Here is an 11,937-nt window from a genome sequence, read left to right as displayed (position 1 = left end):
GTGTGTCAGAAATTCAGCTCAGCAGCACGATGCCGCCGGGCAGGCTGCGCAACTTCGCGCCGTAGAGCTCACGGATCATCGCCAGCGCGTTGTCGATGCTGCGCAGCGACAGCTGCATGCGCACCGCCACGCGGCCCAGTGCTTCGTTGCGCAGGATGATCCGGCCCGGCCGGTAGCGGTTGATCTCCGCGATGACCTCGGCCAGCGGCGTGCCGTCGAACGACAGCACGCCCGTGCCCCAGGTGCTCACGTTCGCCAGGTCGGCGCGCACCACCTCGTGCAGCCCGCTGGGGTCGTACACCACCTGCCGGCCCGCCTCGACCGAACGCTGCTGCCCGTTCACCGACACCAGCACACGGCCGTCGAGGCAGGTCACGCAGACTTCGGGGCCGGTGTGACGGATGTTGAAGCGCGCGCCGCGCGCCTGCAGCCGGCCGCCGCCAGCTTCGACGAACAGTTCGGCCTCGCCGGCCGTCGCGATCTCGGCTTCGCCGGCGACCAGCGCCAGGCCGCGCGCGCCTTGCAGGCGGTTGATCTGCGTCTGCGTGTTCATGCGCACACTCACGCCCTCGCCCAGCGCCACCTGCCGCTGCTCGCCGGTCGCGGTGCTGTAGTCGGCCGTCAGCTCGCCGACCGACGGCCACAGGCCCAGCGGCGGATCGACCGCGAGCACGCCCGCGGTCACCGAGGCCGCGACCGCACCGCCAAGGAAAGCCCGGCGCCCCGGCGAATGCAGCGCGTTCGACAGTGCCGGCCAGAAACGGTGGCCTCGCGTGCGTGAGCGTGCGGCTTCGGCCTGTCGTGCCGCTTCTTCGGCCAGCAGCGGATCGAGCGCGGACCACACGCGCATCAGCTCGCGCCAGGCCTGTGCGTGGGCGGCACTCAACGCGGCCCACTGCTTGAACGCATCGGCGTCGGCGCGCGTGGCCTGGCCCGAATGCAGGCGTGCCCACCAGGCCCGCGCCTGGCGCTCCAGCAGACCGGTTTCGGTATCGGGGGAAGACATGGCACTCATCATCAGTTGTGTCTCGGCCCGGCAAAGTGGCCGCGTTGCACCGCGTCCACGTCCGGCAAATGCTTCTTGCAATACTCCAGCGCCGCGCGCAGCTCTTTCTCGACGGTGCTCAGCGACACCTCGAAGCGCAGCGCGATCTCGCTGTTGAGCAGCCCCTCGACGCGCGCGGCCACGAGGATCTCGCGGCGGCGCGCCGGCATGCGCGCCAGCACATCGCTCAGTGCCTGCACGTCACTGCGCGCACTGGCAATGCGCTCGGGGTCGCCCGTTTCGTCCACGAGGTGCACCAGCGCATCGATCTCGCCGCGCACCAGCAGCACGCTGTCGCGGCGGTAGCCGTCGGTCGCGATGTTGGCGGCCATGCGCAGCAGGTAGGCGTCGGCGTTGTGCACCGTGCCCGCGTCGCCCATGGCCGCGAGCCGCAGCCAGGTTTCCTGCATCGCGTCGGCCGCGTCGTCGCGCGAACCGACGATGCGTTCGAGCTTGCCGCGCAGCTCGACATAGCGCGCGACCATGCGCGCGCGCAGCGTGGAGGCCAGGCTCTCGCTCATGGCGCCACCGGCGGCGTGCAGTCGGTGCGCGCGCCCGGGCCCTCCGGCAACAGCAGCACCACGAGCGGTTGCGGCAATGACGGCGGCGGCGGCGCGCCGACCGACAGCCGCTGCACCTTGAGCCGCACCGCGGCATCGCGGTCGGGCTCGCCGGTGGTGCTCAGCAGGCGAAAGCGGTCCACCGCACCGCGCGCGTCCAGGTGCAGCTGCAGCGCGAGGCGGTAGCTGCCCGGCCGCGTCTGCGTGGTATCGCACAGGGCACCACGCAAGGCGTGCTGGACCTGTGCGGCATAGGCTTGATGCAAGACATCCCCTTCGTTGAAACCCGACCCCTCCAGGCCCGCCGCTTCCGGCGACAGACCCGCCTCCTTCGGCCCCGCGGCGGCCTCGCGGATCACCACCGAGCCCGCATTCGCATGGCGCGCCTCCATGCCCGTGCCGGCCAGCATCGCTTCGAGCGCCTCGGCCGCGCTCAGCGTGCCGCGCACCGCGCCCGACCGCCGCTGCGCGTGCTCGCCGTCGATCAGGATGTCCAGGCCGGTCATCCGGCTGTAGACATCGAGCGCATCGCCCAGCCGCTGCGGTGCGATGTCGAACGCCCGGCGCGCCGCCGAGGCCGCCCTGGCGGCTGGCTCGGGTGGCCGCTGCGCCTGCACGCCCACGCCCCAGGCCAGGCACCCGATCAGTGCCAGGGCACGGACCGATGCCGCGTTCGCTCTCATACCGGTGGGACGCACAGGCTCCTGGGTGACTTCGTTCTTCCACGCCCTCGGGACTGCGGAAGGCCGTGGTCACGGTAGTGATCGACGGTGACGCACGCATGACATTCATTCGTTCTGCTCCGCCGCGAACAGCGAAGAGGCCCCGGGGATCGGCCGCGCCGAAGCGCAGCCTCTCCACGGGGCCTTCGGTCGGCGAACGGGCGAGGCCCGCTCAGGCCGTACCGATCAGCAACTTACGGACGGCCCTTGCCGTTGCAGACGCTGGCGTAGCCGATGCTCAGCGAGCTGGCGGGGTTCAGGAAGTTGGCGGCGATGACGGTCTTCCAGTTGTTGTTGGCGGCCGGCGGGGTGCCCGGCGACGTGCCGTTCGGGATCACCACGAAGTTGTGCGAGCTGGGGCCGGTTTCGATCTTGGCGTCGTAGGTCGTGCCGGTCAGGCCCGTCAGCAGGTTCTTGACCTTGGTCTGGATCGCGGCGTCCTTGTAGCACTGGTTCAGCAGCAGGTTGGTGGTGCCGAAGATCGGGTACTCGGTGCCGGCGGCCGGCATCACGTAGGCGGGCACCCAGCTCAGCGGGTTGGCCGCCGGGCCGTTCGGGAGCACCTGCTTGGCGAGCGCGTTGCGGATCGAGCTGGCGACCGGCAGCACGTTGTTGATCTTCGCGACGACCGCGTTGCTCGCGCCCGTGTAGTTCGGCTCGGGGCTGAGGTAGCCCACGCGACCGTCGGTACCGAAGGCGCCCGACACGCCGCTGCTGCCGGCAACGCCGACCCAGTGCGAGGGGATCACGTTGGCCGGCGAGAGTGCACCGCCCACCACCGTGGCGAAGTTGTTCGACACCGTGAAGCCGGCGCCCGGGCAGGCGGCCACGAGGTAGCGGCTCAGCAGCTCGGTGGTGCCGCTGGTGTCGGTGCGGTAGACGACCTTCACGGTCGTCGCGTCAGCCGTGCCGCGCACCTGGCCCCAGGTCTGGCCGCCGGTCTTGTTGCTGAAGACGGCGCACATCTTGGCGTCGCTCAGGTTCAGGTCGGCGATGCCGGCGCGCTTGTAGGGGATGAGCACCGAGGTGGCCACGGCAGGCACCTGGATCATCGGGCCCCAGCCGGTGGCACCGGCGGCGTTGGCGGTGTAGGTGTTGAACTCCGCCTGGCTCAGCGCGGAATCGCTGCCGGCGAAATGCACCGACTGGCCAACGGCCCAGGCCGGCGTGCCACTCACGGACTCGTTGCGGAAGGCGGTCGCGCTGTTGCTCACGAAGGCCGTCTTGCCGGCGCCGCTGCCGGTGCCGGTGTAGCTGAAGTCGGTGAGGCCGACGCCGCTGGGCAGGATGTCGTCATAGAGCACTTCGGGCAGGGTCGCACCGCCGCCGACGGCGATCTGGGCGGAAGCGGCGCCGGCGGCCACGAGGGCCGCCATCATCACGGCCGACAGGGCGACCGACTTGAACTTTGCACGCATGGAAACTCCTTTGAAGGGACCAGAAAATTGGATTCGTGTCGCCTGTGCAGCGACAGGATCGATGGTGCGTTCGCGAGGTGACAGCCACCCGAAAAAAGCTCGGGAACACGCACCCGTGAATGCGTGCGAAACCGGGCGTCGGCGTGCGCCAAGCTCCCGAACATTCAGCGCACCATCTGGTTGATTTCCATGATCGGCATGAGCACCGCGAGCACGATCGCCATGACCACGCCCCCCATGGCGAGGATCATCAGCGGCTCCAGCAGCGTGGTCAGGCGCATCGCGCGGCGCTCCAGATCTCGGGAGAGGTTCTGCGCCGCGCGCTCGAACATGGCCGCCAACGCTCCCGTCTTCTCGCCGCTGGCCACCAGGTGCACGAGGTTCGACGGAAAAATCTTCTGTGCCTTCAGCGCCGCCGCGAGCGGTGCGCCCTCCTTCACGCGGCCCGTCGCCTCGAGCACGCAGCGGCGCAGCCAGTCGTTGCCCAGGGTCTGGCGCGCGGCCTCGAGCCCGCGCAACAGCGGCACGCCCGCGTCCATGAGGATCGCCAGCGTGGACGCGAAGCGCGCCGTGTCCACACCGAGCGCATAGCGCCCCACCAGCGGCAGGCGCAGCACGAGCGCATGCCAGCGCAGCCGCCGCCCCGCATCGCGCAGCGCGGCGCGGGCGAGCAACCCGGCGCCCGCGCACACGCCCGCCGTGAGCCAGCCCCATTCGCGCACGAAGGCGCTCGCCGCCAGCATCACGCGCGTGATGGCCGGCAGCTCCTGGCGCGCCTGCGCGAACGCGCCGATGACCTGCGGCACGACGTAGCCCAGCAGGAAGACCACGATGCACAGCGAGACGAAGCCGACGATGGCCGGGTAGATGAAGGCGGTGAGCACTTTGCCGCGCAGGGTGTCGCGGTTCTCGAGGTAGTCGGCCAGCCGTTCCATCACGCGTGCGAGGTCGCCCGAGTCTTCGCCGGCGCTGACGAGCGCGCGGTAGATCGGCGGAAAGTCGCGCGGCCGTTCGCCCAGTGCATCGGCCAGCCGCAGGCCGGCGCGCACGCCGTCGCAGACCGCGCCCAATGCTTCAGCCACGTGGCGGCGCTCGGCCTGTTCGATGGTGGCGACGAGCGCGGCTTCGAGCGTGAGGCGCGCGCCCAACAGGCTCGCGAGTTCGCGCGTGGCCCAGCACAGGTCGGCCGCGCCGAGTCTCGGCTGCAGCCAGGCCAGCGCGCCGCCGCTGGTTGCCTGTTCGCGGATGCCGAGCGGCGTCAGGCCACGTTCGCGCAGCTGGGCGCGCACGGCGCGCGCGGATTCGCCCTCGGCGCTGCCGCGCTGCACCTCGCCGGCCGCGTTCGCCGCTTCGTACTGGAACCGTGCCATGGCGTGCTCAGGCGTCGCGCGTGACGCGCAGGATTTCCTCGGCGGTGGTCACGCCCTCGCGCACCCAGCGCTGGCCGTCCTCGCGCATCGAGCGCATTCCGTGGCGCACGGCGGCGGCGCGCATGGCCTGCTCGTCGCCACCTTCGTGGATCAGGCGGCGGATGTCGTCGTGCACCACGAAGAGTTCGTGGATGCCAGTACGCCCCTTGAAGCCCGAGTGGCCGCAGGCCGCGCAGCCCACGGGCACGTAGACCGTGCGGCCGTCGTCCTGCACGCGCGGCGCCTTGCAGGCCGGGCACAGGCAGCGCACCAGCCGCTGCGCCAGCACGCCCAGCAACGAAGACGACAGCAGGAAGGGCTCGATGCCCATGTCGGCCATGCGCGTGACGGCCGACACCGCATCGTTGGTGTGCAGCGAGGCCAGCACGCCGTGGCCCGTGAGCGAGGACTGCACGGCGATCTGCGCGGTTTCCAGGTCGCGGATCTCGCCGATCATGAGGTTGTCGGGGTCCTGCCGCAGCGCGGCGCGCAGGGCCGCGCCGAAGGTCATGCCGATCTTGGCGTGCACCGGGATCTGGCCGATGCCCGGCAGGTCGTACTCCACCGGGTCTTCCACGGTGAGGATGTTGCTGGTGCCCAGGTCGAGCTGGCCCAGCGCGGCGTACAGCGTGGTGGTCTTGCCGCTGCCCGTGGGGCCGGTGACCAGCACGATGCCGTGCGGCTGGCGCACCAGCCGCGTGAGTTCGGCCAGCGTGTCGGGTGCCATGCCCAGCCGTTCGAGCCGCAGTCGGCCGGCGTCCTTCTCGAGCAGCCGCAGCACGGCGCGCTCGCCATGCGCCGTGGGCACGGTCGACACGCGCACGTCGATCGGCCGACCGCCCACGCGCAGCGTGATGCGCCCGTCCTGCGGCAGGCGTTTTTCGGCGATGTCGAGCTGCGACATGATCTTGATGCGCGAGATCAGCGCCGCATGCAGCGCCCGGCGCGGCGTCACCACGTCGCGCAGCGTGCCGTCGACGCGAAAGCGCACCACCGAATGGGTCTCGAAGGATTCGAGGTGCACGTCGCTCGCGCCGTCGCGCGCGGCCTGCGTGAGCAGCGCGTTGATCATGCGGATGACGGGCGCGTCGTCCTGCGCGTCGAGCAGGTCGGTGACGGCCGGGATGTCCTGCATCAGCCGCGCCAGGTCGACCTGCTGCTCCACCGCGCCGACCACCGAGGCGGCGTCGCCGGATTCGGCCTGGCGCTCGGCGAGCAGGCGCTCCATGTCGTCGTCGCCCACCTGCCGCAGCGGCAGCGCGCCCAGCAGGCGGCGCGCCTCGACCACGGCCCAGCCGGGCGTGCGCGGGCTGACCGCCAGGAAGGCCTCCTCGCCGTCGCGCTGCACCGCGACGCGCTGGCTGCGGGCCCAGGCCTGCGGCAAGGCGGTGTCGGCGCGGGCCGTGTTCATGGCGTCACCATCCGTTCGGGCCGGTAGCCCAGCTCGCGCAGCACGGCGACCGTGTTGTCCACGGCCTGCGGCTCGCGCGGCACGTCCACGCGCACCATCGCACCCTCCCCGCCCGGGCCGCCGACGATGTAGGCGCCGATGCCGCTCACGCGCACGCGCTGCACGATGCGCAGCGCCTCCTGCTCGGTCTTCGTGTCGGCGAACTGCACCACGGTGACCTTGTCGTTGGCGCCGCCGTACAGCGCGGCGGGGTCGGACTCGACCGTCACGCCCGTCGGCAGCCGCGAGCGCTGCGTCGGGGGTGGCGGCGGCGCTGCGGCGGGTGCCTGGCGCACCGCGCTGGCCGTGGCGGTGGGCGGCGGCGGCTGCTCGCGCGTGTGCTCCCAGCTCTGGGGGCGCAGGTCGACCTCGGGTGCTTGCCGCAGGCTGGGCAGGTCGGCCGGCGGCAGCAACGGCGCGCCGCTGTCGGGCAGCAGGCCGTGCGCCATCGGGCGTGCACGGCCCTGCTGCAGGCGCATGAAGTTGTAGCGGTCGAGCGTGAGGCCGCGGCTGGCGTTGGCGTCGCGGATCACGTAGGGCCGCAGGAACACCATGAGGTTGGTCTTGACGCGCTGGCGCTTGTCGTAGCGAAACAGGTTGCCCAGCAGCGGCAGCGAGCCCAGGCCCGGCACGGCCTCGGTGCCGTTGGCGACGCTGTCTTCCATCAGCCCGCCCAGCACCATGATCTGGCCGTCGTCCACGAGGATGCTGGTGTCGAGCGCGCGCTTGTTGGTGACGATGCCGGCCGCGCCCGAGGTCTGCTCGTCGATGCTCGACACCTCCTGGTAGATGTCGAGCTTGACCGTACCGCCCTCGGAAATCTGCGGCCGGATGTTGAGCTTCAGGCCGATGTCCTCTCGCTGGATGGTCTGGAACGGGTTGGTGCTGCTGTTGCCGTTGGTGATGTACTGGCCGCTCACGAAGGGCACGGTCTTGCCGACCATGATCGAGGCGGGTTCGTTGTCCAGCGTGAGGATGTTCGGCGTCGAGAGGATGTTGGCGCCGTCTTTTGCCTGCAGCGCGCGCGCCAGCACCTTCAGGTTGAGCACCTCGCCCACGCCGGGCAGGTTGATGGTGCCGTCGACCACGCCGATGTTCAGGCCGCGCGGCATGGCGTCGATGGTGGTGCGCGCGTTGGCGTTGAGGCCCGCGCCGCCGAAGTTGGTGCCGCCGCGCACGCGGCCGTTGTTGCCGCCGGCCATCCACTGGATGCCCAGCTCGGCCGCGTCGCGCTCGGTGACCTCGACGATCAGGCTTTCGACCAGCACCTGCGCGCGCCGCTGGTCGAGCAGGTCGATCACGCTGCGCAGGCTGCGGTACATCGGTTCGGGCGCCGCGATGATGAGCGTGTTGGTGGTGGCGTCGGCCTGCACCGTGACACCGCCGCTGGAGAACGCGGTGGACGTGCCGCCGGTGCCGCCTGCCGCGCCCTGTGCCTGGCCGTTGGCGCCGCCGGCCGTGCCGCGCAGGCCTCCGAACTTGCCGGCGGTGCTTGCCGTGGCGCTGCCGGTCGCGGGCTGGCTGCCAGTGGCCGATGCACCATTCGCTGCGCCGCCATTCGCCGCCCCCGCCCCCGCCCCGCCGAGCATGCCGCCCGCGCCCAGCGCGGCGCGCACCGAGCTGCCGCCACCGCCCGTGGCGCTCTGGTCGCCCGATTCGCCCGTGAGCAACCCGCGCAGCACGTTCGCCAGGTGCACCGCCTGCGCGTTGCGCAGGTAGACCACATGCAGGTTGCCCGGGTCGCCCTGCGCACTCTCGAGCTTGCCGATGAGTTCGCGCGCCAGCGCCGTGCGGCCCGGGCTGCTGGAGCGGATCACGATGCTGTTGGAGCGCGGGTCGGCCAGCACCACGATGTCGCGCCGGCCCTTTTCGCCGCTGCCTTCGAGCAGCTCGGTGGCCAGCGCGGCGATGTCGGTCGCGATGCCGTGGCGCAGCTTGACCAGCTGGGCGTCGAGCGCGGTCGGCGTGTCGATGCTCTCGATGATGCGTGCCAGCCGCTCGAGGTTGTCGATGTAGTCGGTGACCACCAGCGTGTTGTTGGCGGCGTAGGCCGCGATGCTGTTCTCGGCCGCGACCAGCGGCTTGAGCACCGGCACCATCGCCTCGGCGTTCTCGTAGTTGAGCCGGAAGGTGCGCGTCGCGAGCCCGCCGCCGGGGCTGCGCGCGTTCACCGAGCCGCCCTGCTGCTTGGCGTCGGCCACGGGCACGACGCGGCTCACCTCGCCCACGTCGACGATCGCGAAGCCGCGCATGCGCAGCGCCGAGGCCAGCATGCCGTGGGCGGTGGCGGCCGGCACCTCGCCTTCAGAGACCAGCGTGATCTGCCCCTTCACGCGCGGATCGAACAGGAAGTTGCGGCCCAGGAACCGCGCCAGCGCCGAGACCACCGAGGTGATGTCGGCATCGACGAAGTTCAGCACCACGCGCTCTTCGGCACCGGCACGCGGCGCGGTTTTGGCAGGCGGCGATGGGGTCGCGGCGCTGGCGGCGATCGCGAAGACACCCAGGCAGCATGCCGCCGTCCATCGGCGCAGGGCCGCGCCGTTTCGATCTCGTGTCACTGGCCATCCTTGGTGAGTTGTGTGGACTGCAGCGCCACCGCGCCGCGCACGCGGCCCTGCGGCGTGCCTTCGCTGTCGTCGTCGGGACTGTCGATGCGCGCCAGCTGCGCCCTTGTGATCTCGAGCTCACGGCGCGCCGAGACCGCCACGAGCCAGGCGAACACCTGCGCGGCCGGCACGGGCTCCGGGAATTCGACGCGCCACGCGCGGGCGGGCTGCACGGGGCTCCCGGCTGCGAGAGGCCCATCGGCCACGGCGTCGTGCAGGCGGTAGTGCCCGCGCAGGCCGGCGCGATCGAGGGCGGCGTCGATGCCGCCTGCTGCCGTGTCGGGTGTGGCATGGTCGCTGGGCACGTCGGCCAGCAGCGTGTCGAGTTCGGCGGACTGGGCCCGCAGCTTCGGCAGGTCGCGCTGCCAGCGGGCGGCGGTGTCGAGCGCGGGGCGGGCCAGGCCCAGCCACAGGATCGCCAGCACCACGATCAACAGTGCAACGCCCGCGCCGAGGCGGTCGCGTGCGGGAAGCCCGCGCCAGCGCCCGACCGCTTCGCGTGCCATTCGCCGCGCGGGGTCGAGGAAGACAGCGCCCCTTCGGGACAGGTTCACGGGGTGTCCTTCTCTGCGCGGGCCGTGGCCGGCGTGATGCGCAGCGCGCCGGCCTCCGGGTCGACGGACAGGCTTCGCTCGCGCGCCTGCGCCTGCAGCACGCGCAGCGCCTCGGTGTTCGGCGCCGCGCCCTCGCGCCAGCGGATGCGCAGCTCGCCCGCCGTGTAGTGCAGCGCCTGGACCTGCCCGGCCGGCAGCTGCGCGAGCAAGCCCACCGCCGCGCGCGACAGCGCCGCGTAGTCGCCGCCGACCGCGGCCTGCGGTGCCTGGCCCGCCCGCGCCTCCTTCTGCTGGCGCGCCTGCTGCACGGGGTTGACGACCACGGGCAGCTCGGGAAACGCGGCCTTGACCCGCGCGGCCATCTCTCGCTTCAGGGCCTGGCCCTGCGTCGCCAGCCGGTGGGCATGCACCTGGAGACCGGCCGTCCACACCAGCGCGGCCATGCAACCCCACAAGGCCGCCGGCCGCAGCAGCGCCGCCACGCCCGCGTGCGCCTGCGCGGGGTCGCTCGCGGACAGCGCCCAGCGCCAGCCCTCGCCCGACCAGCGCGCCGGGTCGCCCTCCTCCTGCGCCGTCCAGTGCACGACCGGTGGCGCGGCCTCGCCGGTCGTCACGTGCGCCGCGAGCGCGGTGTCGCGGTCCGCGCCGTGCGGCAGCGCCTGCATGAAGCCCGCGCCGGCGCCGGTGCGCACCACGAGCCAGCGGTCCAGTTGCAGGCCTGTCCAGCCCTCGGCCGGCGTCGGCAGGAAGGCGGTCGGCAGGCACAGCGCGCGCGGCGCGATGCCGTGCCGCCGCAGCAGCGCCAGCCAGCGCGCCATCGCGTCGCGCGCGATCCAGGCGGCGGGCACCGTGCCGTCGGCCCCGCGCGGACCGATGCCCACCGCCAGCGCGTCGATCGGTTGCAACGCACAGGGCTCGATGGCCCCGAGCGCCGCCGCATGCAGGTGCCGCCCCGTCAGCGGCGGCAGCGCGAAGCTCGCCAGCGCCACCTCGCCCGGCGCCAGCGCGACCTCGAGATGGCGCGCCTCGAAGCGGCCGGCCACGGCGCCCAGCGCGAGCGCGCCGCCGTCATGCCACTGGCCGTCAGCCGCGCGCCAGCCGCAGTGCACTTCGGCATCCACGGGATCGGTGGCGCCCTCGCCCGGCCAGGGCGGCAGTTGCAGGCGCAGGCGATCGACCTTCAGTGCGCTCACACGCCCTCCCGCAGCCAGACCACGCGCGGCACGCCGGTCTTGTCGTCCTGCAGCAGCGCCACCTGCACGAACTTCGTGCGCGGCGTGTCGAGCACGCTGGCCACGCGGAACCAGTTGCTGTCGATGCCGATGCGCACGTCGCGCTCGTCGAGCGCGGGCATCTGGAGCCGGTTCGCAAAGTCGCCGCGGTTGATGAACCACTGGCCGCGGTCGCGCGCGGCGAGCAGCGCACGCGCCTTGTCCAGCGCCAGCCCGGGCACGCCGGCCGCGAGCAGCTCGGCGCTGGCCGTGTTCGCGTTGATCCAGGTGCGCGCCGGCAGCAGCGTGACGAAAGGCGCGAGCCGCGCGATCACGCCGGCATCGACGCCAGGCACGGCCAGCAGGTCTTCCAGCACGCGCGGGCGCGGGGCCTGCGGGGCACGCGGCAACGCCGGCGGCAGGCCCAACGTCGCTGCCATGGTGTCGGCCGCCGCATCGGGCATCGTCTGCGCGGCTTCGCCTTCGGGGTCGGCGATGCTGCCGACCACGCGCCGCATGAGCGCCTGAGCCTGGGCCTGCGAGACGCCCGTCATGGTGCAGAGCCGTTGGAACACGGCCGCTTCGGCCGGGTCGATGCGGCCCCGGTCGACGAGGTTGCGCAGGTTGAACTTGCTTTGCTCGTCGCTGATCTCGCTGAGCAGCCGCGCGCCCTCGGCGGCCACCTGCCCCGCCACGGGCCCGGCGAACGGCCGGGTCCACAGGCCGTCCAGCCGCGTGGTCGGCTCGCGCACGGCCTCGGCGCGCAGCAGCCGCTGCGCCGCGCCCAGCTCGCCGCGCAGCAGCCAGCGCGCCTGCACGCGCGACTGTTCGCCCTGCGTGGTGCGGATGAAGGCCGACTGCCGCCCGAGCAGCGCCGCTGCCAGCGCAGCGATCACCGCGACGATCAGCAAGGCGCTGATCACCGCCATGCCGCGCATGCGCCGTTGCCGGCGGCCTGT

General features: G+C 72.4%; 10 protein-coding genes. All 10 read right to left on the bottom strand.

The genetic code is table 11. From position 1 onward, the window contains the following. Positions 1-13 precede the first annotated feature (13 nt). The gene (locus AC3WQM_RS28140; RefSeq protein ID WP_492683305.1) at positions 14-1,006 is read right to left on the bottom strand and encodes a FecR family protein; all 993 of its coding nucleotides are present in this window, start codon (positions 1,004-1,006) and stop codon (positions 14-16) included. 11 nt (positions 1,007-1,017) lie between these two features. After that, on the bottom strand, positions 1,018-1,566 hold the full coding sequence (locus AC3WQM_RS28135; protein WP_492683304.1) for an RNA polymerase sigma factor: 549 nt from the start codon (positions 1,564-1,566) through the stop codon (positions 1,018-1,020). After that, the gene (locus AC3WQM_RS28130) at positions 1,563-2,288 is read right to left on the bottom strand and encodes a hypothetical protein (protein WP_492683302.1); all 726 of its coding nucleotides are present in this window, start codon (positions 2,286-2,288) and stop codon (positions 1,563-1,565) included. Before AC3WQM_RS28130 ends, AC3WQM_RS28135 begins: the two co-directional genes overlap by 4 nt. A 233-nt stretch (positions 2,289-2,521) precedes the next feature. Continuing rightward, positions 2,522-3,745 (bottom strand): substrate-binding domain-containing protein, encoded by a 1,224-nt coding sequence (locus AC3WQM_RS28125; protein ID WP_492683301.1) that lies wholly within the window; start codon positions 3,743-3,745, stop codon positions 2,522-2,524. Positions 3,746-3,909: 164 nt separating this feature from the next. Continuing rightward, positions 3,910-5,115, bottom strand: coding sequence for a type II secretion system inner membrane protein GspF (gene gspF, locus AC3WQM_RS28120; protein WP_492683300.1), 1,206 nt, complete (start codon positions 5,113-5,115; stop codon positions 3,910-3,912). Between the two features lie 7 nt (positions 5,116-5,122). Continuing rightward, positions 5,123-6,565, bottom strand: coding sequence for a type II secretion system ATPase GspE (gspE, locus tag AC3WQM_RS28115; protein WP_492683299.1), 1,443 nt, complete (start codon positions 6,563-6,565; stop codon positions 5,123-5,125). Next, complete coding sequence (gene gspD / locus AC3WQM_RS28110) at positions 6,562-9,165, bottom strand: type II secretion system secretin GspD (protein WP_492683297.1); 2,604 nt, start codon at positions 9,163-9,165, stop codon at positions 6,562-6,564. Before gspD ends, gspE begins: the two co-directional genes overlap by 4 nt. Continuing rightward, entirely contained in the window at positions 9,162-9,767 is a 606-nt protein-coding gene (locus AC3WQM_RS28105) for a type II secretion system protein M (protein ID WP_492683296.1), read from the bottom strand. Before AC3WQM_RS28105 ends, gspD begins: the two co-directional genes overlap by 4 nt. After that, positions 9,764-10,960, bottom strand: coding sequence for a type II secretion system protein GspL (gene gspL / locus AC3WQM_RS28100; protein ID WP_492683294.1), 1,197 nt, complete (start codon positions 10,958-10,960; stop codon positions 9,764-9,766). The genes AC3WQM_RS28105 and gspL overlap by 4 nt, the downstream gene beginning before the upstream one ends. After that, entirely contained in the window at positions 10,957-11,907 is a 951-nt protein-coding gene (gene gspK, locus AC3WQM_RS28095) for a type II secretion system minor pseudopilin GspK (protein WP_492683293.1), read from the bottom strand. The genes gspL and gspK overlap by 4 nt, the downstream gene beginning before the upstream one ends. Between the last annotated feature and the right edge of the window lie 30 nt (positions 11,908-11,937).

The sequence above is a fragment of the Variovorax sp. FW301-JW7 genome, from assembly GCF_058788795.1.
This window is presented reverse-complemented; position numbering and strand designations above follow the sequence as displayed.